A 23732-nucleotide genomic window follows, 5' to 3' on the forward strand; every position below is an offset into this window, starting at 1 on the left:
CACCGCGCGCACCGGTGGGAGAATAGGCTCCATGGCCGAATCGACGTTCGCTGCGCGGAGCTACCGCGACGACGGCGTCGTCCTCCGCACCCACCGGCTCGGCGAGGCCGATCGCATCATCGTGCTCCTCACGAAGCATCACGGGCAGGTCCGTGCTGTGGCGCGCGGGGTGCGGCGAACGGGCAGTCGCTTCGGCGCGAGGCTCGAGCCATTCATGGTCGCCGACGTCCAGCTCGTGCGCGGGCGCTCCCTCGAGGTGGTGGGCCAGGCAGTGGCCAGGGGAACCTACGGTCAGGACATTGCCGCAGACTATTCCCGCTACACTGCGGCGGCCGCCATGGCCGAGACGGCTGAACGCCTCACCGCAAACGACGGCGAAGCCTCACTCCCGCACTATCAGCTCCTTGTCGGGGCGCTCGCCGCGCTGAGCCGAGGTGCGCACGCTCCGGAGCTCATCCTCGACTCGTACCTCCTGCGCGCCCTGTCGACGGCGGGGTGGGCGCCGAGCTTCACGGACTGCGCGCGCTGCGGGGAGCCCGGACCGCATTCTGCCTTCTCCGCGGCCCTCGGCGGCATCGTCTGCCACGAGTGCCGCCCGCCCGGATCTCCGTCGCCTGCTCCCGAGACGGTGCGGCTGCTCGCTGCCCTCCTCTCCGGAGACTGGTCGGTTGCGGATCCGTCGGCCTCGGGCAGCCGCCGGGAGGCCTCGGGCCTCGTGGCCGCGTATGTCCAGTGGCACCTCGAGCGCGCTGTCCGCTCGCTCAGGCTCGTCGAGCGGAACGCCGAGCCTGATTCCTCCCCGATCCGACAGGAGACCAGCAGCACGTGAGAATGACCCGCCGCCAGGCGCACCCCACGGTGGCCCCCTATCCGCACCCCTCGGGGGCCCGGCCCCCGGCGATCCCCCAAGAGTTCGTCCCGCGCCACGTCGCCATCGTCATGGACGGCAATGGCCGCTGGGCCAACCAACGGGGGCTTCCCCGCATCGAGGGCCACAGGGCGGGGGAGCCGGCCCTCTTGGACGTAGTCGCGGGTGCGATCGAGATCGGCATCGAATACGTGTCGGTGTACGCGTTCTCGACCGAGAACTGGCGGCGGTCACCGGAGGAGGTCCGTTTCCTCATGGGCTTCAACCGCGACGTCCTTCGCCGGCAGCGCGACACGATGAACTCCTGGGGTGTGCGGGTGCGATGGGCGGGCCGGCGCCCCAAGCTCTGGGGCTCGGTCATCCGCGAACTGGAAGAGGCCGAGGAACTCACCCGCGGCAACACGAAGTGCCACCTCACGATGTGCGTGAACTACGGCGGCAGGGCGGAGATCGCCGACGCCGCGGCGGCCATCGCCCGCGACGTCGCCGCGGGCACGCTCAGCCCGCGCTCTGTCACCGAGAAGACGGTGCAGCGCTATCTCGACGAGCCGGACCTGCCGGACATCGACCTGTTCCTGCGGAGCTCGGGGGAGCAGCGCCTGAGCAACTTCATGCTGTGGCAGTCGGCCTATGCCGAGATGGTCTTCATGGACACCCTGTGGCCTGACGTCGACAGGCGCACCCTCTGGGAGGCCGTCGAGATCTACGCGCGGCGTGACCGTCGGTACGGCGGCGCCGTCGATCGAGCCCCTGGGGCCTGACACTCAGCCGGAGGCACCGAGCACGCTGTCGAACCACGCGCCGAGGCGTGCATACGCCCCCCGCCGGACGCTCGGGGCCGAGAGCAGCACGTCGTGCAGTCCGCCCTCGACGAGCAGTTCGTCGAGCGACTGGCACACGGCCCTCGCCGCGCGGCGCATCGGACCGATCGCGAGGACCGCGTCGCGCCATCGCATGTGCTCGCGCCAGATCAGCCCGGTGTCGCTGCGCGTCGAGGCGAGGAGGACGGCGGGAATCGCGATGCGCGGGCCGGCCAAGAGTTCGCGTTGGGCCGAGAGGACCCCGTAGAGCCAGCCGGCCCTGATGGGAAAGGCCGTCCGGGGCCGGAGATCCTCGCGCAGGTCCCATTCGCCGCCTGCCTCCCGGGCGACCGCCCGCCAGAAGTAGCCGCGGGAGGGGAGGGGTATGACCTGGTCCGGGTTCGCCGTCGCCCGCGCTGCCAGAGCCAACTCGAGCATCCGCCCAGCGGTGCGGCCGCCGTGGGGCACGAGCCAGGGACTGCTCAGGACGAGCGCTGAAAGCCGCTCAGGGCGCCGCTGGGCTTCCAGGGCGACGGCTAGGCCGCCGGTGGAATGACCCATGAGCACGACGCGGGTTGCGCCTTCCCCCTCGACGGCATCGAGGGCTGCCTCGATGCTCTCGAGATAGTGCTCCGCGGAGGGCACGTAGCCGGGCCGGCCGCCGGGACGAAGGCTTCGTCCATGCTCGGGGAGGTCGAGGGCGTAGAACCGCCACCCGCGTGCCACGGCGAACTCCGCGAGTTCCGTGTTGAAGTAGTAGTCGCTCCAGCCGTGGACGTACAGGAGGGCCGTGTCGCACAGGAGCGCTGTGTTCTGCACGGCTGGCCGGGCCCGGGCTGAATCCCCGTCGTCCCGGCCCGCTGCCGAGTGCACGAAACGGACAAGCGTTCCCGCCGGACCCGAGTCCGCCAGCAGCGCACGCTGCTCGAATCCCGCCCCCAGGAAGTCCGCTCTCCAGTCCTCCATCTCCCCTCCTCGCCGCACACCTGAAGAACCCATTTGAAGGATAGGTGCCGTTTTGTCGCGCGGACTGCGGCTGGGGGAGACTTGGGGCATGCGTCTCTACCCCCTCTTCTTCCGTGCCGCGTTCTCCTGGATGGACGCAGAACGCGCCCACCGGATCGGGTTCGAAGCCATCCGTGCAGTCCACGCGGTGGGGGCCGGCCGAGTGATTGAGCGTTTCGCCTTCCCCGCCGAGTCGCTGCGGACCAAGGCGTTCGGGGTCGAGTTCCCGTCGCCCTTCGGACTCGCCGCAGGCTTCGACAAGGAGGGGAAGGGCATCGAGGCCCTTGCGGCGCTCGGCTTCGGGCATATCGAGGTGGGCACGATCACCGGTCGGGCCCAGCCCGGAAACCCCAAACCGCGCCTCTTCCGGCTCATTCCGGACCGCGCGGTCGTGAACCGCATGGGCTTCAACAACGACGGCGCCACGGCCGTTGCGCCGCGGATCGCCGCCGCACGCCGGGCCCTCGAACGGCGCTACGGCGCTCACCGCCCCATCATTGGAATCAACATCGGCAAGTCGAAGGTCGTTCCGCTCGAGGAGGCGGCAGAGGACTACCGCAAGAGTGCCCGCGCGCTCGCGCCGCATGCCGACTACCTCGTGGTCAACGTCAGCTCGCCCAACACCCCCGGTCTCCGGCTCCTCCAGAGCGTCGAGAGCCTGCGCCCCCTTCTCGAGGCAGTGCGTGAGGAGTCGTCGGCTTCCGCCGGCCGTCCGGTTCCGCTCCTCGTCAAGATCGCTCCGGACCTCTCCGACGACGATATCGACGACGTCGCCCGGCTCGCGCTCGACCTCGGCCTCGACGGGATCATCGCGACGAACACCACCATCGGACGCGAAGGCCTCGTCAGCGATCAGGCTGCGGTCGAAGCCTGCGGGGCAGGGGGCCTTTCGGGTGCTCCGCTCAAGAGGCGCTCGCTCGAGGTGCTGCGCAGGCTCTCCGCTGTCGTGGGGGACCGGCTGGCCCTCGTGTCGGTCGGCGGCGTCGAGACCGCCTCCGACATACAGGAAAGGCTCGCCGCAGGGGCGAGCCTTGTCCAGGGCTACACGGCCTTCCTCTACGAAGGTCCGTTCTGGGCCGCCTCGGTGAACCGTGAGCTCGCCAAGGCGGGGGTGGTCACGAAGGGTACTGCCCGCGCGTGACCTGAGGCTTCGGCAGCCGGAGCGGCCGGAACTGCAGCGCCCGCATCGACCCGTACCACACGGTCCCACGCTCGACCTCGCCGAACTTCGCCGTCAGCCGCTTCTTGAGGATGCGCGAAAGCCAGAGCGTGTCGAGGATGACGAGGATGAAGACGATCCAGAACGCGGCGAGGATGTAGACCTGCGCGGCGCTCGCTTGGGGGACGATGAACGAGATCACGACGAACGCAAGCGCGCCGAACATGAGGTACTCGCCGATGTTGATGCGAGCGTCGACGGTGTCACGTGCAAAGCGCTTCTGCGGTCCACGGTCCTTGAGCGGAAGGTGGCGTTCGTCGCCTGTCTGTAGGGCCTGGCGCACTCGCATCCGCTCGTCGGCCGCAGCCTGCCGTTCGGCTGCGCGCGACGCCTTCCGGTCAGTGGGCACGAGCGGACGACGGCGGGCCGCCTCCCGGTCCTTGCGCCGGGGGGTCGGCGCCCCCTTGCCGACGAGCGGGGCAGTCGGCTTCTCCTCAGGCTGCCCGGCGCTCTCGACGGCGGGCTCGTTCTTTCGTCCAAACACCACTCAAGGATAGCCGTCGAGAGGGCTCGGGCGGCGCGTCGACTGGAGCGGGCCGACCGTTGATGCCCCAACACGCGGCTTGTACTGTGAAGCCATGATTTCAGATTCGCCAGCCCTCGCGCCGGATGTCGTCAGTGAGCTCCGGAAGGCAGTCGAGCGCCGCTTCGACGCCACTCTCGCGGAGCTCATGGAGCTCGCGTCCATCCCGGGCATCGCGTGGGATGCCTTCGACCCGGGCGAGCTCGAGCGGAGCGCCCAAGCCGTCGCCAAGCTCGCCGCCGCAGCCGGGCTCGACGGCGTCGAGATCCTCCGGGCCGAGCGGCCGGACGGCAAGCCAGGGGGACCAGCCGTCGTCGCACGCCGCGCCGCCGCGCCCGGCAAGCCGACCGTCCTGCTGTACGCCCACCACGACGTGCAGCCACCGGGGGACCTCTCCCTCTGGAACTCGGCGCCATTCACCCCCGAGGTGCGCGGCGCCCGAGTGTTCGGACGCGGCGTCGCGGACGACAAGGCCGGCGTCATGGTCCATCTCGCCGCCTGGCGCGCCGTCTCGGAAGTCCTCAGCGACGCAGCGGGGGTGGGTGTGACGCTCTTCGTGGAAGGCGAGGAGGAGGCCGGGTCGCCGAGCTTCCGGAAGTTCCTCGAGACGTACCGCGAGCGACTGGCGGCCGATGTCATCGTCGTGGCGGACTCGAGCAACTGGTCGGTGGGCACGCCAGCGCTCACGACGAGCCTGCGCGGACTCGTGGACGGGACGTTCGAAGTCCGTGTGCTGAGCCACGCGGTCCACTCCGGGGTCTTCGGGGGACCCGTGCTCGACGCGCCGACCCTGCTGGCTCGGCTCATCGCGACGCTCCACGACGAGGAAGGGAACGTCGCAGTCTCCGGCCTCGTGGCGGCCGCCGACCCTGATGTGGAGTACCCGGAAGAGCAGTACCGCGCGGACGCCGGGGTGCTCGACGGCGTCCGGCTCGCGGGGAGCGGAAGCATCGCGGCCAGGCTCTGGAGCCGTCCCGCGCTCTCGATCATCGGCATCGACGCGCCAGCAGTCGCCGTCTCCTCCAATACGATCCAGCCGGCTGCCCGAGCGAAGTTCAGCCTCCGCCTCGCGCCCGGGCAGGACCCCGACGCGGCCATGGACGCCGTGCGGCGCCACCTCGAGGCCCACGTGCCCTTCGGAGCCAAGCTCGAGTTCACACCGGGGGAGCGGGGCAACCCCTACCTTGCGGACACCGGCTCGCCCGCCGCCCGTGTAGCGCTCGACGCCCTCCGCAGCGCGTGGGGGGTGGATCCTGTCCAGATGGGAATGGGAGGCTCCATTCCCTTTGTTGCAGATTTGAAGGAGGTGTTCCCTGCCGCCGAGGTCCTCATCACCGGAGTGGAGGACCCCGACAGCAGGGCGCACAGCGCCAACGAGTCGCTGCATGTCGAGGAATTCAAGCGGTGCATCGTCGCGGAGGCGCTCGTGCTGGCCGCGTTGGGCGCTAGGAAGGGTTAGCGCCTATCGCCGACGCCGCCGTAGCATGGAAGCAAGGGACAGAGGGAAGGGTATGGAATGAGCACTGCAACCAACGAGACGACCGAGGCCATCGGCTCGCACGAAGTGACCCTCACCGAGGTCGCTGCGGGCAAGGTCCGCAGCCTGCTTGAGCAGGAGGGCCGCACCGATCTCCGCCTGCGGGTCGCCGTCCAGCCGGGCGGATGCTCGGGCCTCATCTACCAGCTCTACTTCGACGAGCGGCTCCTCGACGGTGACGCTGTCCGTGACTTCGACGGTGTCGAGGTCGTGGTGGACAAGATGAGCGTGCCCTACCTCGCGGGCGCGAGCATCGACTTCGAGGACACCATCTCGAAGCAGGGATTCACGATCGACAACCCCAACGCGCAGGGTTCGTGCGCGTGCGGCGACTCGTTCCACTGACCTGTTGCCGCGTGCATGTCGGCCGTGTCTTCTGACAGCCCCTCAGGGGCCCGGAAGGCACGGCCGACGTGCATGTGCAGGATGTGGGTAATTCCTTTGCGATGGCTGTAAGCTCTACACCGAGTAGTAAAACTATGCCGCCGGGGAGCGAGTTGCTGCGGGTATTTCCGTGGCCGAGAGAGCCGGCCGAAGCATCAAGAGGAAGGGCCGTCTGTGAGGTCGCAGAACCGAACCAGCAGCCAGCGCACTCGAATCATCACGGTAGCTTCCGTTGCCGTTGCAGGAGCGCTCGCACTGTCTGGATGTACAAGTCAGGTACAGAACGGCTGGCTGCCGGGATCGCGGGATACGACTAGCAACACAGGCATGGTCACCGACCTCTGGGTCAACTCGTGGATCGCTGCCCTCGCGGTCGGCGCCGTCACGTGGGGCCTGATCCTCTGGTGCATCATCGCGTACCGCAGGCGGAAGGGAACAGTCGGCTTCCCCCGCCAGACGAGCTACAACCTGCCGCTCGAGATCTTCTACACGGCGATCCCCCTCTTCCTCGTCGTGGTCTTCTTCTACTTCACCGACCGTGACCAGCGCGCGATCGACAACCCCAACGCCAACCCCGACGTGACGATCAACGTCGTGGGCAAGCAGTGGTCCTGGGACTTCAACTACAAGCAGGGCGGGATCATCAAGGAGAACGCCTACGAGGCGGGAACCCAGACGCACCTCAACGGCACGCCAGTTGATCTCAACACCCTCCCGACGCTCTACCTCCCCGTCGGCAAGACCGTGACGCTCGACCTCACATCGCGTGACGTCATCCACTCGTTCTGGGTCCCTGCGTTCCTCCAGAAGCGTGATGTGATCCCGGGCCACCCGAACACCATGTACTTCACGCCGGAGAAGGTGGGCACGTACGAAGGCAAGTGTGCCGAGCTCTGCGGCGAATACCATTCCGAGATGCTGTTCCGCGTGAAGGTCGTCTCGGAGGCCGACTTCCAGGCTCACCTCGCGGGGCTGCCCAAGGGTCTGCTGGACACGACGTACGACCGCAACCCGGATCTGAATCAGAAGTAAGGGAATCATCGTGGCTACCTATACACAGTCGCCCTCGGCCGGGGCACTCAATGCGCCGGTCGTGCCGCGGTCCAAGGGACGCATCATCGTCAACTGGATCACCTCGACCGACCACAAGACGATCGGGTACATGTACCTGATCGCGTCGTTCATCTTCTTCTGCCTCGGCGGCGTGATGGCGCTCCTGATCCGGGCCGAGCTCTTCGAGCCCGGCATGCAGATCCTGCAGACGAAGGAGCAGTACAACCAGCTCTTCACGATGCACGGCACGGTCATGCTGCTCATGTTCGCGACGCCGCTCTTCGCCGGCTTCGCGAACGTGATCATGCCGCTCCAGATCGGTGCTCCCGACGTCGCGTTCCCGCGCCTCAACGCGCTTGCCTTCTGGTTCTTCCTCTTCGGCTCCTCGATTGCGGTCGCCGGCTTCATCACCCCCCAGGGGGCTGCGTCCTTCGGGTGGTTCGCCTACGCCCCACTGTCAGACACAACGTTCACGCCGGGCATCGGCGGTGATCTATGGGTCTTCGGCCTGGCACTGTCCGGCTTCGGAACCATTCTGGGCGCGGTCAACTTCATCACGACGATCATCTGCATGCGTGCTCCCGGCATGACGATGTGGCGCATGCCGATCTTCACGTGGAACACGCTCATCACCGCGATCCTCGTGCTCATGGCCTTCCCGCCTCTCGCCGCCGCCCTCTTCGGCCTCGGCGCGGACCGTCGATTCGGCGCCCACATCTTCGACCCTGAGAACGGCGGAGCCATTCTCTGGCAGCACCTGTTCTGGTTCTTCGGCCACCCCGAGGTGTACATCATCGCGCTGCCGTTCTTCGGCATCGTCTCGGAGATCTTCCCCGTCTTCAGCCGCAAGCCGATCTTCGGCTACAAGGGCCTCGTCTTCGCGACGATCTCCATCGCCGCCCTCTCCGTGACAGTGTGGGCACACCACATGTACGTCACCGGCGCCGTGCTGCTGCCGTTCTTCTCCTTCATGACGATGCTCATCGCGGTTCCGACCGGTGTGAAGTTCTTCAACTGGATCGGAACGATGTGGCGGGGCTCGATCACCTTCGAGACTCCGATGCTGTGGAGCCTCGGCTTCCTCATCACGTTCCTCTTCGGCGGCCTCACTGGCATCATCCTGGCTTCGCCGCCGCTCGACTTCCACGTCTCGGACACGTACTTCGTCGTCGCCCACTTCCACTACGTGGTGTTCGGAACCGTCGTGTTCGCTATGTTCGCGGGGTTCTACTTCTGGTGGCCCAAGTGGACGGGCAAGATGCTCAACGAGCGGCTTGGCAAGATCCACTTCTGGCTCCTGCTCATCGGCTTCCACGGAACGTTCCTCATCCAGCACTGGCTGGGCGTCATGGGCATGCCGCGACGGTACGCCGACTACCTGCCGCAGGATGGCTTCACCTGGATGAACCAGTTCTCCACGATCTCCTCGTTCGTCCTCGGTGCGTCGCTCATCCCGTTCTTCTGGAACGTGTACATCACCGCCCGCAGCGGCAAGCGTGTGACCGTCGACGATCCGTGGGGCTTCGGCGCTTCCCTCGAGTGGGCCACTTCGTGCCCGCCGCCGCGCCACAACTTCACGTCGCTGCCTCGTATCCGTTCGGAGCGCCCGGCGCTTGACCTCCATCACCCGGAGCTCTCGATGGCAGGCTCGATCCAGCACGCGCAGACGGCCGCGGCCGTGACCGCTGACCGGAAGGAAACGCACTAGTGAAGATCGAATCGAGGCTCTTCGGGCTTGGTGCCTTCTTCTTCATCCCAGTCGCGATCGTGTACGGCTGGCTGACCCACTGGTCCGAGTGGGTCGGCATCATGGGCATCTTCCTCCTGGGCGGCCTCGCCGCCATGATCGGTTCCTACCTCGGAGTGACCGCGCGTCGTGTCGGCGCTCGCCCCGAAGACCGTGAGGACGCCGAGGTGCACGAGGGCGCTGGCGAGCAGGGCCACTTCAGCCCTTGGAGCTGGTGGCCGATCGTGCTTGGCGCGTCGGCTGCAACGGCCCTTCTCGGAGTCGCAATCGGCTGGTGGATCACGCTGGTCGGCGCCGGTATCGGCGTCGTCGCCCTCGTCGGATGGGTATTCGAGTACAGCCGCGGAGACCACGCTCACTGAGCCTGCTCCGAGAACCTTGAGGACGGCCGCCTAGGCCCCTCGGAAGGGCCCGGCATCCTGAGACCAGGATGCCGGGCCCTTTGGTTGTCTCAAGGAGCTTTCAACCCGGGGTAGAGGAGCAGACCCACGCTGGGGAGCGTGTAGCCTTCTTGGTGGTGCAGGGTCATCAGGAGGAACGCGTGGAAGACGCCGACAGCATTGCCGGGAGGCTCGACAGGTCCTCGAAGACTGCCATGTACGTCCAGCTTCGCGAGCTCCTGCGCGAGCACGTTCAGACGAAGCTGACCCCCGGGGCTCCGCTTCCCTCAGAGCGCGAGCTCGCGCACCGCTTCGGCCTCGCCCGCATGACGGTACGGCAGGCTATCGACGCCCTCGTCGCAGAAGGAGTGCTCGACCGGATCGTAGGGCTGGGGACGTTCGTGAGCCGCCCCAAGCTCGACCTCCAGATGAAGCTCACCTCGTACAGCGAAGAGATGCAGCGCCGGGGGATGGTTCCCGACGCCAAGGTGCTCAGCTTCGAGGAAATCGGGGCCTCCGCCCATTTGGCGAGGGAGCTCCAAGTGGACGAGGGAACGGCCGTGGTCCGCTTTCGGCGGCTCCTGCTTGCCGATCAGGAGCCCATGAGCGTCGACGAGAACTACATTCTTGCCCACCGCGTGCCCGGCTTCACCGAAGGCCAGCCTCCGACGTCGCTGTACCAGGTGCTCAGCGAACGGTACGGCCTCGTCATGGAGTGGGGGGAGGACATGATCGAAGCCACAGCGGCGTCGCCGTCCATCGCGCGCCTGCTCAAGGTCGATATGGGAGCGCCGCTGCTGAAGATCCAACGCCACGCCTACGTCGCGAAGGCTATGGTCGACTATTCGGTCTCGTATTACCGGGCAGACCGATACAAGCTCTGGGTGCCGCTCCAGCGCCCTGGCGTGCGGACCCCGCGCACCTACTCCACTCAGAGATTCACAGGCTGAGAACGGCTCTCCAGCGGACGCTCAGGCCACGCTGACGCTGGCCGGCGACCGGCAAGAACAGGGGAGTGTCCCCGAACAGCGCGAACGCTGCCCCTTCGCAGGAGAACCAAGGCAAGAAGCCGGAGGGCCCGGCACCGGTGATGACCGGTGCCGGGCCCTCCGGCTCAGTGCTTGGATTCAGTGGCCGGAGCCTGCAGGCGCCGACTCGATGGCCTCGTGATGGCCATGCGCGTGGGCTGCTTCCAGTTCGGCCGGCGAGACCGGCGCGACCCGATCCTCGAAGAACCACTTCGAGAGCTTCGCACGGCGGCGCTCGCGACGATCCACGACACCCTTCGCATTCGGCTGCGCCGGAAGGGGGAGAGGCGACTCGAAGGCGACCAGGCGGTACCGCTTGTACTCGTCCACGGGAGCATGGACCTCGATGAACTCGCCGTGGGGGAGACGTACGATGCGTCCCGTCTCACGCCCGTGCAGCGCGATCTCGCGGTCCTTCCTCTGGAGGCCGAGCGCGATTCGCTTCGTGACTGTGAAGGCGATGATCGGACCCACGAAGAACAGAGCGCGGAGCCAGTAAGTCACGTCGTTGAGCGACACGTGGAAGTGGGTGGCAATGAGGTCGGAGCTCGCCGCCGCCCACATGACGCAGTAGAACGTGAATCCGGCCATGCCGATCGCAGTGCGGGTCGGTGCGTTGCGGGGACGGTCGAGCACGTGATGCTCACGATTGTCCTTCGTGATCCACCGCTCGAGCCACGGGTAGATGAACAGCACCGTGAACACGATGCCGGCGGGAACGAGAGCCGGCAGCAGGATGTTCAGCGAGAGCGTCTGATTGAAGATCATGAACTCGAAGTGCTGGCGGTAGCCCCCGATGTCCCCGATGACACCCGGCATGAGTCGCAGAGCGCCGTCGACCCAGCCGATATACCAGTCCGGCTGGGTACCAGCCGAAACAGGGGAGGGGTCGTAAGGACCGTAGTTCCAGATCGGGTTGATCGTGAACGCTGCAGCCATGGCCGCGAGCACGCCGAAGACGATGAAGAAGAAGCCACCGGCCTTGGCGGCGTACACAGGACCCAGGGGATAGCCGACGACGTTGCGGTCGTTGCGGCCGGGGCCGGGGTACTGGGTGTGCTTGTGGACCACGACGAAGATGAGGTGGAGGGCCACCAGTCCGAGGATCATCGCGGGGATGAGCAGGATGTGGAGCACGTAGAGGCGACCGACGATCGCGGTGCCGGGGAACTCGCCGCCGAAGAGGAACATCGAGATCCACGTGCCGATGACCGGAATGGCCATCACGACGCCGTCGATGATGCGCAGGCCGTTGCCGGAGAGGAGGTCGTCAGGCAGCGAGTAGCCCGTGAAGCCGGCCGCCATGCCCAGGATGAGCAGGACACCACCGATGACCCAGTTCATCTCGCGCGGCTTGCGGAAGGCGCCCGTGAAGAACACGCGCAGCATGTGCACCGACATCGCCGCTACGAAGAGCAGAGCAGCCCAGTGGTGCAGCTGGCGCATGAACAGGCCACCGCGGATCTCGAACGAGATGTGCAGCGACGACTGGTACGCGACAGACATGTCCATGCCGCGCAGCGGCACGTACGCACCCTGGTAGGTGGTCTCCGCCATCGACGGGTTGAAGAAGAAGGTCAGGAACGTGCCCGACAGCAGCAGGATGACGAAGCTGTAGAGCGCGACCTCGCCGAACATGAACGACCAGTGGTCAGGGAAGACCTTCCGGCCGAACTCGCGCGTGACCGAGGAAAGGCCAGTGCGCTGATCGACGAATTCGGCGATGCGGCCGACCTTCGTCGGCGGCTGATAAGAGGTAGGGGTGCTGCTCACGAGTACTCACGCTCCCAGTAGCTCGGTCCAACGGGTTCGTGGAAGTCCGACGTGGCGACGAGGTAGCCGTCAGAGTCAACTTCGATCGGCAGCTGCGGGAGCGGACGGCTCGCCGGGCCGAAGATCACCTGGCACTCGTGCGTGAGGTCGAACGTCGACTGGTGGCACGGGCACAGGAGGTGGTGGGTCTGCTGCTCGTAGAGTGCAACGGGGCAGCCGACGTGCGTGCAGATCTTGGAGTACGCGACGATGCCGTTGTAGCTCCAGGTCTCGCGGCCCGGTGAGATGTGGAGATCCTCGGGGTTCAGGCGCATCAGCAGGACGACGGCCTTGGCCTTCTCGTTGTTTCTGTTCTCCTTCAGGTCGTTGAGACCCTCGGGGATCACGTGGAACGCCGAGCCGATGGTGACGTCCGCTGCCCTGATCGGCGTGCCGTCAGGATCACGGGTGAGACGGACCTTCTTGCCGGTCTGGGCGTTCGGGGCCCACATCGTATGGCGGAGGATGTCCGTCGCGTTGGGGCCGAGGTCGCCGAACACGGCGAGGGCAGGCAGCGGAGCCAGCGCAAGAGCACCGATGAGGGTGTTCCGGATGAGGGGGCGGCGCTTGATGCCGGTCTCCTCGATGATGTCGTCGACGATCTTGACTGCGGCTTGGCGGTCGTCCTCGTTGCGCACCGCGTGGCGCGCCTCCGAGACCTCGTGATCGGGCATCAGCGACTTCGCCCAATGCACGATGCCCGTACCAATCCCGAGCATCGCAAAGGCGGTGCTGAGACCCAGCAGAATGTTCTGCGTGCGAATCGTGTCAACGGTCGAAGTGGGACCGAGATCGATGGCGAAGTACGAGACGAGGAACACCACTGTGCCGATCACCGAAATGATGAACAGTGCGGTGACCTGGCGCTCAGCACGCTTCGCGGCCTTGGGGTCGGTGTCGGACAGACGCAGGCGGTGCGGCGGGATCCCCGGATCCTCGAACACACCCCCGGCCTGACCAGCCGTAGCTACGGTGCCCCCATGCTGTGGGGCGCCGTCACTAGGGTTGCCCATAATTCCCCTCATCCTTCCTGTGCCCCGGGGCCCCGGGGACGATGTTCAATTCAATCGGCCGCGTCGGCGGCCGAACGTGTGAGCGGGCCTTCGTCAGGAGGTCCGGGACGTGAGCCAGATGGTGAAGGCGATGATGACGCCGAGACCAGCGACCCACATGAAGAGGCCCTCCGACACGGGGCCGAGGCCTCCGAGCTCGGCGCCGCCCGGCGAACCCTGCTTCTCGATGGTCTGGAGGTAGGTGATGATGTCGCGCTTGCCCTCAGGCGAGATGTTCGCGTCGCTGAAGACGGGCATGTTCTGAGGTCCGGTCTCCATCGCCTCGTAGATGTGCTGCGCCGTGACGCCAGCGAGCGGGGGAGCGAACTTGCCTCGGGTGAGCGCACCGCCGGCAGCCGCAGCGTTGTGGCACATTGCGCAGTTCACGCGGAAGAGCTCGCCACCGTGCGTGGCGTCGCCCTGGCCATCGGTCATTGCCGGATCCGGAAGCGACGGGCCGGCTCCGAGCGACGCGACATACGCGGCGAGCTGACGCGTCTGCGTGTCATTGAACTGGGCCGGCTTCTGCTCGGCCTGAGGGCCGTTTGCCGCCATCGGCATACGTCCCGTGCCCACCTGGAAGTCCACAGCGGCGGCGCCCACACCGACAAGCGACGGCGCCGCGGGGGAGCCCTGCGCGCCCATGCCGTGGCACGTGGCACAGTTCGCCACGAAGAGCTTCTGCCCGGCGGTCACGTCGGCAGCGGAGAATCCAGTATCCGCTTTGGCCTTGTTGGCGGAGCTCGCCACCGAGTAGAGGGCACCGGTCAGCAGGAGCCCCATGACCAGCAGCGCCACGACTGCCAGCGGATGCCGCCGCTTCTGTGAGAGTGACTTCACGTAATCGTTCCTATCCTTCTGTACCGCGGCCGCTGGGGCGCGCTGTCAAAGTTCTGCTGCCGGCCGAAGCGGCATGTGCTACTTCAGGACGTAGATGACCAGGAAGAGCCCGATCCACACGACGTCGACGAAGTGCCAGTAGTACGAGGTGACGATGGCCGACGTAGCTTCATAGTGCCCGAAGCGCTTCGCGGCGAACGCCCGCCCGATGATGAAGAGGAAGGCGATGAGGCCGCCGATGACGTGCATGCCGTGGAAGCCGGTCGTGATGTAGAAGGCCGAGCCGTAGGCGTTCGACGAGAGCGTGATGTGCTCCGACACGAGCGTCGTGTACTCGGTGGCCTGCCCGGCGACGAAGAATGCGCCCATGAGGAACGTCAGGACGAACCACTCGACCATGCCCCACCGGGCGAACTGGAACAGGCCCCCGGTCCGGCGCGCCTGGAGCCGCTCCGCGGCGAACACGCCCATCTGGCAGGTGAACGAGCTCGAGACGAGCACGATGGTGTTCACCAGCGCGTAGGGGAAGTCCAGGTGGGACGTCTCAGTGGCCCACAGGCCAAGGGTCCCTGCTCCGCCCGTCGAGATCTGACCGGACGCACGGAGGGTGAAGTACATGGCAAAGAGGCCGGCGAAGAACATCAGCTCGCTCGAGAGCCACACCACGGTCCCGACGGAGACCATATTGGGGCGGTTCAGCGTGGGATGTGCCGGGGTTGTCGGGGCATGAGTCGCTGTCGTCACAAGGACATTATGTCTACAAACGGCGGGTTCGCCCAACGCGAACCGCCTCTTCTGGGAACTTTTTCTACAAACCCTCGAAATTCCGCGGAACCTGGCCCGTCCGTCATCCGTTCGCCCGCGGACAAGTGGGTGGATAGCATCAGGGAGTGACCACTCAGGACCAAGGAGCCAACCCCCTGCACAGTTGGCGGACCCTCATCGGATCCCTCGTGAGGGGCCAGGACCTCTCGCAGGAGCAGACCAGCTGGGCCATGGACACGATCATGTCCGGCAATGCGACCGAGGCCCAGATCGCGGGTTTCCTGGTCGGCCTGAAGGCCAAAGGCGAGACGGTCGAGGAGCTGACCGGCCTTGTGGACACCATGGTTGCCCGAGCCACGCCGATCTCCGTCGAGGGCGAGAAGCTGGACATCGTCGGCACGGGCGGGGACCAGCAGAACACTGTGAACATCTCGAGCACGGCGGCGCTCGTCTTGGCCGGGGCCGGGGCGAGGGTCGTGAAGCACGGGAACCGGGCCGCGTCGTCGTCGGCCGGCTCGGCGGACGTCCTCGAGGCCCTCGGGGTACGGCTCGACATGAGTGTGGAGCGGGTCGCGGCGTCGGCCGTCGAATGCGGGATCACCTTCTGCTTCGCCCAGGTGTTCCACCCGTCCTTCCGGCACACCGCGGTGCCCCGCCGCGAGCTCGCGATCCCGACTGCCTTCAACATCCTGGGCCCGCTCACCAACCCGGCCCGCGTCCAGGCGTCGGCGGTGGGCTCCGCAGATCCGCGCATGGCGCCTCTCATCGCCGGGGTGCTTGCCAACCGGGGGAGCAGGGGGCTCGTCTTCCGTGGCGACGACGGCCTTGACGAGCTGACCATCACGACCACTTCCCGTGTGTGGGAGGTCCGCGACGGGAATGTCGAAGAGTCGGTCATCGATCCGCTCGATCTCGGAATCTCCCGTGCCCCGCTCGATGCCCTCCGGGGCGGCGACGCCCAGCACAATGCCGCCGTCGTCCGCAGCGTTCTCGACGGCGACAAGGGGCCGGTGCGCGACGCCGTCGTCCTCAACGCCGCGGCCGGACTCGTCGCGTTCGACCTCACGGCAGAAGGCCCCCTGACCGACCGGCTTGCGGTTGCAAAGCGCAAGGCCGAAGAGGCCATCGATTCAGGAGCCGCCGCGCGGTCCCTGCGGACCTGGGTGGAGTTCAGCCGCGGCTGACGCCGCTGCCAGCGGGGCTGCTATTCGAGGCCGATCGAGAAGGCCGCCTCGAGGTCGTGGCGCGAATACGCGCGGAAGGCGATGTGCGTCGTCGTCTCCACGACGCCCTCCACCTTCGAGAGCTGGTCCGCGACGACGTCGGCGAGCTCCTCATGCTGCTGCACGCGGGCGATGGCAATGAGATCCCACTCACCGGTCACCGAATAGACCTCGCTGACCCCTGGGATCGCGGAGATCTTCTCGGCCGCCTCCGGGATCTTGTTCGATTCCGTGCGAATGAAGACGAATGCGGTGATCATGGTCCTCCGATCGAGTCCTGTTGTGCTCCGGTCCACCCTAGCGCCCGAGCCCTCGGGGGCGTCCCGCGACCCGAGCGATCAGGCGGGCGACGGCTCGCCAGCCGACGAGGAACAACCCGAGGAAGCACAGGGCGACCACGAGGAACGCCACGGCAAGGCCCTGCCCGGTCACCGCGCGGAGCAGCATCCCGATGAGATAGGCCCCGAGCCAGACGCTCACGCCCGCAGGCCAGAGTGCCAGCGGTCGGCGGCGGACCACGGGGAGCAGCCACCCGGCAGCGGCCCCGACGAGGAAGGGCCATGCCGTCCCGAGCACGCCCAACACGGGGTTCGCCTCGCTGTGGAACCCGCGGCCCAGAGCGGCGAAGACAAGGATGACGACGGCGTCCCCCACGAGGGCGACCACGGTCGTCCGGGCACGTCGGGACAGGGCGGCAGTATCAGTGGTCACGACTCAAGCGTACGGGCGGGGGCCTCGGTGACCCGCACTGAGTGACGCGGCAGGGAGTCATGTGCCAGCCCCTTCTCTGCAGGGGTCGGAAGCGGGACAATCCGAGCTGTCCGGAAGACCGGCGCACCCACTCACCGAGGAGGACCGATGCCGGAGATCGTCCCCTGCCTCTGGTTCGACACCCAGGCCGAGGAAGCAGCCGAGTTCTACGTCTCGGTCTTCCCCAACTCGAAGGTGACCTCGATCGACCGCTACGGGGAAGGCGGACCACGACCGGCAGGCATGGTCCTGACCGCGGCGTTCGAACTCGACGGCAAGGCGTTCGTTGCCCTGAACGGCGGCCCCGAGTTCACCTTCGACGAAGCGGTCTCCATGCAGGTGTTCTGCGCCGACCAGGACGAAGTGGACCACTACTGGACGTCCCTGACGGCCGACGGCGGCGCGGAGAGCCAATGCGGTTGGCTCAAGGATCGCTTCGGGTTCTCCTGGCAGATCGTGCCGACGCGCCTGACGGAGCTTCTGCAGGACCCCGACCCAGCCCGGGCGGAGCGTGCGATGAGGGCGATGCTCCGCATGCGCAAGATCGTCATCGCCGAGATCGAAGCAGCAGCCGCCGCGGCGTGATGCAGACCGGGATTCTCGGGTCCGCATGTCGAAATTGCGCCCTTCCGTTCGTCCATAAGGTGAGGGCCATCCGGCTCCCACCGACAGAGGAGGCTACTAGCCATGACTCAGTACCTGATCGCCATGTACCAGCCCGACGGCGTCGTCCCACCGCCCGAGGTCCTCGGCCCGATCATGGAGAAGCTCGAAGCGTTCAACGCTGATCTGCGCGCGGCCGACGCCCTCGTCTTCTCCAACGGCCTCACCGACGCCGCGTCGGCAACGGTCATCCGTCACAACGGGCACGACGTCATGGTGACAGACGGACCGTACGCCGAGGGCAAGGAGCACCTCGGGGGGTTCGAGATCGTCGAGGCGCCGGACCTGGACGGGGCTCTAACGTGGGCCAGGCGCCTTGCCGAGACAACAGGACTGCCCATAGAGGTGCGGGCGTTCGCGGAGGCGCCCGGGGCGGCCGGGCAGGCGTGAACCCGTCGGATGCCGTGACGGCTGTGTTCCGGGAGGAATACGGCCGCGCGGTATCCGTCGTGCTTCGCACAACCCAGGATCTCGGTCTGGCCGAGGAGGCCGTCCAGGAAGCGTTCGCCGTGGCCGCCGAGCGATGGACGTCGGAGGGCCTTCCCGAGCACCCGGGTGCCTGGATCATCACGGCGGCACGGCGACGCGCCGTCGACCGTTTCCGCAGGGAGGCGGCGCGCGGCGGCAAGGAGGCTGAAGCGGCGCTTCTGCGCCAGTCGGACAGCGAGGCGCCGGATGCCTTCGGCGACGACCGGCTCAAGCTCCTCTTCGTCTGCTGCCACCCCGCTCTGGCCGCGCAGGCGCGGATCGCCTTGGCGCTCAAAGTGCTGGGCGGTCTGACGACGACGCAGATCGCCTCGGCCTTCCTCGTGAGCGAAGCGACGATGGCGCAGCGGATCTCCCGGGCAAAGTCGAAGATCCGGGACAGCCGCATCCCCTATCGCGTGCCCTCGTCGGGCGAATTGCCGGAGCGGCTTGCCGCCGTCCTCGCCGTCGTCTACCTGATCTACAACGAGGGCTACTCCGCGGACCTGGGCACCCAGGCCGACCGCGCGGGGCTCTGCATGGAGGCGGTCAGGCTGGCTCGCATCATCTCGAAGCTGTTGCCGGACGAACCTGAGAGCGACGGACTCCTCGCGCTCATGCTCCTCTCGGAGTCCCGGCACCGAGCGCGGTCGGGACCCGGGGGCTCCCTGGTTCCGCTGGCGGAACAGGATCGATCGAAGTGGGACGAGGCACTCATCTCGGAGGGGCTCGCGCTCGTGCAGCGGTGCCTACGCCGGGGACAGCTGGGGCCCTACCAGCTTCAGGCCGCAATTCAGGCTGTCCACAGCGTTGCACCCTCGGCGGCCGCCACGGACTGGCGCCGCATCGTCCGCCTCTACGACGCTCTGGCCACCCTCACCCCCGGCCCGGTGGTCGAGCTGAACAGGGCCGTGGCTCTGGCAGAAGTCGAGGGGCCGGCTGCCGCCCTTTCGGTTGTCGATGGACTCGGTCTGACTGGGTACCACGCCTTCCACGCAGTGCGCGGCGATCTGCTCCGGAGGCTGGGACGGCGGGATGAGGCCACCGAAGAATACGCCGAGGCCGTCCTCGTCGCCCCGAGTCCCGGCGAGCGTGCCTTCCTTCAGTCTCGGCTGGGGGACCTCCGGTCTCCCCGGAGCGAGCATGGGAACGAGAGGTCCTAGGTATGGACAGAACGTTCTGTCTACCTGTACCGTCCGAGGAGTAGCAGCGACCACGACCGGACCCCATCGAAGGGGGCGTGGAGCTCGACAGACATACGCGAAAAACGGCTCAAGCAGCGGGTCGTGCCGTAACCCCAGGAGGTGCCCTCCCAAATTCTGTGCGCTGAACAAGTCAGATTCCGACCCCAGCGAGGAGAAGACTCAGGAAATGGAAAGCGTTCACAGACTGCCCGCTGCAACTTTGGCGCCGGTCTCACCCGATGAACTGCACCGCGACGAGCACGACAATCCGCAGGGCCCTCTGGATCCCTGGCAGACGGACGTTCCGGAGGACCTCGAGACAGCAGAATCCGATCTCGCCCCCGCAGACACTTTGGCGCGAGCGAGCGCCGCAGGAGACCTTGCAGTCGAATACCTCGGTGTCGCGGATGCCCTGGCCCGTCGATTCCGCTGCCCCGGGCATGACCCGGAAGACCTTCGCCAGGTGGCACGGCTGGGCCTGATGAAGGCCGCCCGCCGCTATCGTACGGGCCGAGGCCACGGCTTCGTTCCCTATGCCGTTCCCACCATCACAGGTGAGCTCAAGCGCTACCTCCGCGACCAGTCGTGGATCGTCCGGCCGCCCCGGGGCATCCAGGAGCTGCGGTTGAAAGTCAACGCCGCGCGGCCCCGGCTCGCCCAGACGCTCGGCCACGAACCCACCACCCTCGAGCTCAGCCGCGAACTGAGCGTGAACGTCGAGGACGTGGCCGAAGCGCAGATCGCAGACGCAGCGATGGTTCCGGACACGATCGAGCACGCAGACTCGCCCGAGGACCAGCAGGGGCGCAGGCTCAGTGTGGTCGTCGCAACGGAGGACCCCGGATTCGAGCACGTGGAGTCGCTCCACGCTCTGGCGGGAGCCCTCGAGGACGCCTCTGAGCAGGACCTCGAGCTCCTTCGCCTGCGCTTTGTGCAGGAGCTGACCCAGGACGAGATCGCCCAGCAGCTCGGCGTGAGCCAGATGCAGGTCTCCCGTCTCCTGCGTCGCCTCCTCGGGCGCCTTCGCCGCCGCATGGCGGCCTAGAACTAGAAACGGACCAGGAGAGACGCCGCCTCGAGCGGCAGTCAGAGGCGGGAAGTCCGCAGACCCGAAAAGGAACGGCCGCCCGAGCCAATTGCTCGGGACGGCCGTTCCTTGCGCTTTGTGCCTGGATCAGGCACGGGCTGGATCAGGCACGGGGACGACGCCACTTCGCCCGAGTGTACTGCGCCGGCCAGTAGTCGATTTCGACCCCGAGCTCGTGGGCAGCCCGCAGCGCGAAGTGCGGGTCGCGAAGGAACTCGCGTCCTATCATCACCGCGTCCGCCTCCCCGGCCTCGACGATCTGCGCCGCGTCCTGAGCGGTCGTGATGAGCCCGACGGCGTTGACCGGGTAGCCCGTGCCTTCCTTGACCTGCGTGGCGAAGCTCACTTGGTACTTGGGGCCAACCGGGATCCGGACGTTGGGCACGAGGCCGCCCGTCGAGATGTCGAACCAGTCGGCGCCCTCGTGCCCGGCCCACTGGGCGACCTTGACCGTGTCCTCGACGTTCCAGCCTTCGTCGCCAGCCCAGTCCGTCGCAGAGAAGCGCACAAAGATCGGGACGGACTCTCCCGCGACCCGTCGCACCTCACGGACGGTCTCGAGAAGGAATCGGGCCCGGCCTTCGAGGTCTCCGCCATAGGCGTCCGTGCGCTCATTCGACAGCGGCGAGAGGAACTGGTGGAGGAGGTAGCCGTGAGCTGCATGCAGCTCGATGATGTCGAATCCGGCAGCGATGGCACGCTCGGCCGCTCGGCCGAAGTCGGCGACGATCTCGCGGATCTCGTCTTCGGTCAGAGCGCGGGGCACCGCGTATCCCTCGAAGGCCACCGCCGAGGGAGCCACCGTCTCCCAGCCGCCGTCGTCGACGGGCTGCGTCCCGTGCCCGCTCCACTCACGGTAGGTGGAGGCCTTTCGGCCGGCATGGGAGATCTGGATGGCTGCCTTCGCACCCTGCGAGTGGATGAACTCGACGATGCCGCGCCAGGCTTCCTGCTGCTCCTCGTTCCAGAGGCCCGTGTCCCAACCGGAGATGCGGCCTTCCGGCGAGACCGCAGTCGCCTCGGTCATGACAAGCCCGGCACCTCCCCGGGCGAAGGACCCGAGGTGGGCGAAATGCCATGGCGTTGGCACCCCGTCCCGTTTCTCTACTGAGTATTGGCACATGGGGGAGACCCAGAGCCGGTTCCGAATGCTGGTTCCTCGGACATTGATGGGGGAGAAGAGTGTGTCGGCGCACATGTGCCTAGCCTCCCGCCCAACGGTTGCCGGGGTCAACTTGATGCCCCTTCTCGCATCCGCAAGACGGAAGGCCCGGCCGGTAGCCCAGATGGCCCGCCTTCGGGCAGAACCCCTATTCGTACCGGAGCGCGTCGATCGGGTTCTGCCGGGCAGCTCGCCACGCGGGGAGAGTGCCGGCCACGAACGCAATGGCCATGACGAGGAGGATCACGCCGGCGACTGAAGCAGGTGCGAAGCTGAGGACGTGAAGACCGCCCAGATCGCTCAGCGGTCCCCTGGCCAGCGCCCGGCTCACCACGGTTCCGAGCCCGATCGCGACGAGGGATCCGATGGCACTGCCCAAGAAGCCGATGAAGGCAGCCTCCGTGCTGAAGAGGGCGAACACCGATCCGCTTCCCATCCCCATGGCCTTCATCAGCCCGATCTCGCGGGTTCGCTCCTGGACGGACATGAGCAGGGTGTTGACGATTCCGAACCCGGCGGCGACGAGGGCTATCACCGCGAACGCATCAAGGACACCGATGATGCCGTTGATCACGGTCTTGACAGTCCCGATGCGGTCGTCCAACGTCTGGGCGGTGTAGCCCTCGGAGGAGAGCCGGCTCTTCATCGTGTTGATCTGCGCCTGAGTCGACGGAGCGAAGGTTGCGGTGGCGTCGGCGAAGGCGTTCTTCGCGGCGGCGGGAGCCCCTGTCGCCTGGGCATCTGCGAGGCCAGTCGAGAGCGGCTTGTTGATGAAGCCTCCCGAGACGCCCAGCAGGGAACTCTGTTCGATGCCGACAATCTGCGCGCCAACCTCATGGATCTTGCCTTCGGCGTCATCGATGCCGATCAGGACCGACTGGCCCACAGCCTGATTGTTGTCGCTGAAGCCGAGCGGCCCCACGTAGGACACCGGAAGCACGATCTGAGCCTGTGAGGAGCTGTCGTCCAGATTCGCTCCCGCCGCGAGCTGAGGCTGCGCGCCCGAGAGGGGGAGTACCGAGAGCTGGTACTTGTCGTGGCCGTTCCACTCGATATAGGCGGGGCTGACCCTCGTCACCGGGGTCACTGCCGTAATGCCCGGGACAGCGGAGATGGCGCTCAGGTCCGCCTGGCTCAGGGCGAGCTCAGTCGCCCCGGGACGGCCGCCAGCGGCCAGGACCCTTGTATTGGGGTCGTATTTCTGGGGCCCGGACCCCGGGGCCGTATTCGTGCTCGCCTTCGACACCGTGAAGCTGTTGCTGGACCCGACGGCGGCCACCTGGCTGTCGATGTAGTTGGAGATCCCCGTGCCCAGACCGTTCGTGATCGTGAGGGTGAAGGCGCCGACGAAGATCGCCAGGATCGTCAGGGTTGTCCTGAGCTTGCTGCGCACGCTATTGGCAATGGCGGTCTTCAGGATTTCGAGCGGTTTCATGCCGCGTGCTCCTCGTCGCTGGTGATGAGCTGGCCGTCGCGGATGTAGATGCGGCGTTCGAAGCGCTGGGCCAGCTCGTGGTCATGGGTGACGGTGATGAGGGTGATTCCGCTGTTCCGGTTCAGATCGAAGAGGATGTCCTCGACGATCCGGCCGGTGGCGGTGTCGAGGTTCCCCGTGGGTTCGTCAGCGAAGAGCACCTGGGGGTTGTTGACGAGGGCGCGCGCTATGACGACGCGCTGCTTCTGGCCGCCGGAGAGATGGGCAGCCTTGTTCTTGGCCTTGTCTCCGAGGTGGAGCTGCTCGAGGACCTCGAGGGCCCTCCGCTTCCGGTCGCGCGGCCCGACACCGGCGATCTTCAGCGGCAATGCCACGTTCTCGAGGACCGAGGAGGACGGGTTGAGGAAGAACTGCTGGAAGACGAACCCGAAGAGCGTGTTCCTCAGGGCGTTCAGCCTGCGCCCGCTCAGGTCCTGCGCTTCGGTCCCGTCCACGTGGATCTGACCGGTGCCGGGGGTATCCAGCAGGGCGAGCAGGTGCATGAGCGTCGACTTGCCCGAGCCGCTCTTGCCGACGATTGCCACCGATTCCCCGCGCTGGATCTCCAGACTCACTCCTTTGAGGGCATCGAACCGGTCGGGGCCTCGCCCGTAGGTTTTGGTCAGGTCTCGAGCAGCCAGAATTGGCACGGACATGCTGTTCCTATCGATGAGATCTTGTTCGGGAAACTCGGGTGCGAGTGAGTCTGGT

At 66.9% G+C, this 23732-nt stretch carries 25 protein-coding genes; 14 read left to right on the forward strand and 11 right to left on the reverse strand.

Annotated elements, in window-relative coordinates; genetic code table 11:
- Positions 1-31: 31 nt before the first annotated feature.
- Entirely contained in the window at positions 32-829 is a 798-nt protein-coding gene (gene recO, locus E6A21_RS03265; RefSeq protein ID WP_138442724.1) for a DNA repair protein RecO, read from the forward strand.
- Between the two features lie 2 nt (positions 830-831).
- The gene (locus E6A21_RS03270) at positions 832-1629 is read left to right on the forward strand and encodes an isoprenyl transferase (RefSeq protein ID WP_138443075.1); all 798 of its coding nucleotides are present in this window, start codon (positions 832-834) and stop codon (positions 1627-1629) included.
- A gap of 3 nt (positions 1630-1632) precedes the next feature.
- Here E6A21_RS03270 and E6A21_RS03275 read toward each other — a convergent pair whose 3' ends face one another.
- Positions 1633-2634 (reverse strand): alpha/beta hydrolase, encoded by a 1002-nt coding sequence (locus tag E6A21_RS03275; RefSeq protein ID WP_171041248.1) that lies wholly within the window; start codon positions 2632-2634, stop codon positions 1633-1635.
- Between the two features lie 88 nt (positions 2635-2722).
- On the opposite strand from E6A21_RS03275, the gene E6A21_RS03280 reads away from it, so the two are divergent.
- Positions 2723-3814: a quinone-dependent dihydroorotate dehydrogenase gene (locus tag E6A21_RS03280; protein WP_138442726.1), complete on the forward strand. Its 1092-nt coding sequence runs from the start codon at positions 2723-2725 to the stop codon at positions 3812-3814.
- Here E6A21_RS03280 and E6A21_RS03285 read toward each other — a convergent pair.
- The gene (locus E6A21_RS03285) at positions 3789-4376 is read right to left on the reverse strand and encodes a DUF3043 domain-containing protein (protein WP_246036171.1); all 588 of its coding nucleotides are present in this window, start codon (positions 4374-4376) and stop codon (positions 3789-3791) included. The genes E6A21_RS03280 and E6A21_RS03285 overlap by 26 nt on opposite strands.
- A 94-nt stretch (positions 4377-4470) precedes the next feature.
- Between E6A21_RS03285 and E6A21_RS03290 the strand changes: the two genes are divergently transcribed.
- From E6A21_RS03290 to E6A21_RS03315, 6 genes are all read left to right on the forward strand, one after another.
- Positions 4471-5874, forward strand: coding sequence for a dipeptidase (locus E6A21_RS03290; RefSeq protein WP_138442728.1), 1404 nt, complete (start codon positions 4471-4473; stop codon positions 5872-5874).
- Between the two features lie 57 nt (positions 5875-5931).
- Entirely contained in the window at positions 5932-6297 is a 366-nt protein-coding gene (locus E6A21_RS03295) for a HesB/IscA family protein (protein ID WP_138442729.1), read from the forward strand.
- 213 nt (positions 6298-6510) lie between these two features.
- Complete coding sequence (ctaC, locus tag E6A21_RS03300) at positions 6511-7368, forward strand: aa3-type cytochrome oxidase subunit II (RefSeq protein ID WP_138442730.1); 858 nt, start codon at positions 6511-6513, stop codon at positions 7366-7368.
- A gap of 10 nt (positions 7369-7378) precedes the next feature.
- Positions 7379-9097 (forward strand): aa3-type cytochrome oxidase subunit I, encoded by a 1719-nt coding sequence (gene ctaD / locus E6A21_RS03305; protein ID WP_138442731.1) that lies wholly within the window; start codon positions 7379-7381, stop codon positions 9095-9097.
- On the forward strand, positions 9097-9498 hold the full coding sequence (locus E6A21_RS03310) for a cytochrome c oxidase subunit 4 (protein WP_138442732.1): 402 nt from the start codon (positions 9097-9099) through the stop codon (positions 9496-9498). The genes ctaD and E6A21_RS03310 overlap by 1 nt, the downstream gene beginning before the upstream one ends.
- Positions 9499-9731: 233 nt before the next feature.
- Complete coding sequence (locus E6A21_RS03315; protein ID WP_138443076.1) at positions 9732-10466, forward strand: GntR family transcriptional regulator; 735 nt, start codon at positions 9732-9734, stop codon at positions 10464-10466.
- A gap of 177 nt (positions 10467-10643) precedes the next feature.
- On the opposite strand, the gene qcrB is transcribed toward E6A21_RS03315, so the two are convergent.
- From qcrB to ctaE, 4 genes are all read right to left on the reverse strand, one after another.
- On the reverse strand, positions 10644-12317 hold the full coding sequence (gene qcrB, locus E6A21_RS03320; protein WP_138442733.1) for a cytochrome bc1 complex cytochrome b subunit: 1674 nt from the start codon (positions 12315-12317) through the stop codon (positions 10644-10646).
- Positions 12314-13369 carry a cytochrome bc1 complex Rieske iron-sulfur subunit gene (gene qcrA / locus E6A21_RS03325; RefSeq protein ID WP_138442734.1) on the reverse strand — a complete coding sequence of 352 codons (1056 nt, stop codon included), beginning with the start codon at positions 13367-13369 and terminating at the stop codon, positions 12314-12316. Before qcrA ends, qcrB begins: the two co-directional genes overlap by 4 nt.
- A 93-nt stretch (positions 13370-13462) precedes the next feature.
- The gene (gene qcrC, locus E6A21_RS03330) at positions 13463-14248 is read right to left on the reverse strand and encodes a cytochrome bc1 complex diheme cytochrome c subunit (RefSeq protein ID WP_138442735.1); all 786 of its coding nucleotides are present in this window, start codon (positions 14246-14248) and stop codon (positions 13463-13465) included.
- Between the two features lie 78 nt (positions 14249-14326).
- Positions 14327-14992 carry an aa3-type cytochrome oxidase subunit III gene (gene ctaE / locus E6A21_RS03335; RefSeq protein ID WP_171041249.1) on the reverse strand — a complete coding sequence of 222 codons (666 nt, stop codon included), beginning with the start codon at positions 14990-14992 and terminating at the stop codon, positions 14327-14329.
- Between the two features lie 146 nt (positions 14993-15138).
- On the opposite strand from ctaE, the gene trpD reads away from it, so the two are divergent.
- Positions 15139-16197, forward strand: coding sequence for an anthranilate phosphoribosyltransferase (gene trpD, locus E6A21_RS03340; protein WP_138442736.1), 1059 nt, complete (start codon positions 15139-15141; stop codon positions 16195-16197).
- 20 nt (positions 16198-16217) lie between these two features.
- Here trpD and E6A21_RS03345 read toward each other — a convergent pair whose 3' ends face one another.
- On the reverse strand, positions 16218-16496 hold the full coding sequence (locus tag E6A21_RS03345; protein ID WP_138442737.1) for an Lrp/AsnC family transcriptional regulator: 279 nt from the start codon (positions 16494-16496) through the stop codon (positions 16218-16220).
- Positions 16497-16533: 37 nt separating this feature from the next.
- Positions 16534-16947, reverse strand: a complete 414-nt coding sequence (locus E6A21_RS03350) for a DUF3054 domain-containing protein (RefSeq protein ID WP_246036173.1) — start codon at positions 16945-16947, stop codon at positions 16534-16536.
- Positions 16948-17094: 147 nt separating this feature from the next.
- Between E6A21_RS03350 and E6A21_RS03355 the strand changes: the two genes are divergently transcribed.
- From E6A21_RS03355 to E6A21_RS03370, 4 genes are all read left to right on the forward strand, one after another.
- Positions 17095-17571, forward strand: a complete 477-nt coding sequence (locus tag E6A21_RS03355) for a VOC family protein (RefSeq protein ID WP_138442738.1) — start codon at positions 17095-17097, stop codon at positions 17569-17571.
- Positions 17572-17673: 102 nt separating this feature from the next.
- The gene (locus E6A21_RS03360; RefSeq protein ID WP_138442739.1) at positions 17674-18039 is read left to right on the forward strand and encodes a YciI family protein; all 366 of its coding nucleotides are present in this window, start codon (positions 17674-17676) and stop codon (positions 18037-18039) included.
- Positions 18036-19277, forward strand: a complete 1242-nt coding sequence (locus E6A21_RS03365; RefSeq protein ID WP_138442740.1) for an RNA polymerase sigma factor — start codon at positions 18036-18038, stop codon at positions 19275-19277. The genes E6A21_RS03360 and E6A21_RS03365 overlap by 4 nt, the downstream gene beginning before the upstream one ends.
- A gap of 208 nt (positions 19278-19485) precedes the next feature.
- Positions 19486-20343 (forward strand): sigma-70 family RNA polymerase sigma factor, encoded by an 858-nt coding sequence (locus E6A21_RS03370; protein WP_171041250.1) that lies wholly within the window; start codon positions 19486-19488, stop codon positions 20341-20343.
- A 145-nt stretch (positions 20344-20488) separates the two neighbouring features.
- Here the strand turns inward: E6A21_RS03370 and E6A21_RS03375 are convergent, their stop codons facing one another.
- The 3 genes from E6A21_RS03375 to E6A21_RS03385 form a co-directional block, all read right to left on the reverse strand.
- Complete coding sequence (locus E6A21_RS03375) at positions 20489-21583, reverse strand: NADH:flavin oxidoreductase/NADH oxidase (RefSeq protein WP_138442742.1); 1095 nt, start codon at positions 21581-21583, stop codon at positions 20489-20491.
- Positions 21584-21695: 112 nt separating this feature from the next.
- On the reverse strand, positions 21696-22982 hold the full coding sequence (locus E6A21_RS03380; RefSeq protein ID WP_138442743.1) for an ABC transporter permease: 1287 nt from the start codon (positions 22980-22982) through the stop codon (positions 21696-21698).
- Complete coding sequence (locus E6A21_RS03385; RefSeq protein WP_138442744.1) at positions 22979-23677, reverse strand: ABC transporter ATP-binding protein; 699 nt, start codon at positions 23675-23677, stop codon at positions 22979-22981. Before E6A21_RS03385 ends, E6A21_RS03380 begins: the two co-directional genes overlap by 4 nt.
- Between the last annotated feature and the right edge of the window lie 55 nt (positions 23678-23732).

Source organism: Sinomonas susongensis (assembly GCF_005877005.1).
Lineage (GTDB): Bacteria > Actinomycetota > Actinomycetes > Actinomycetales > Micrococcaceae > Sinomonas > Sinomonas susongensis.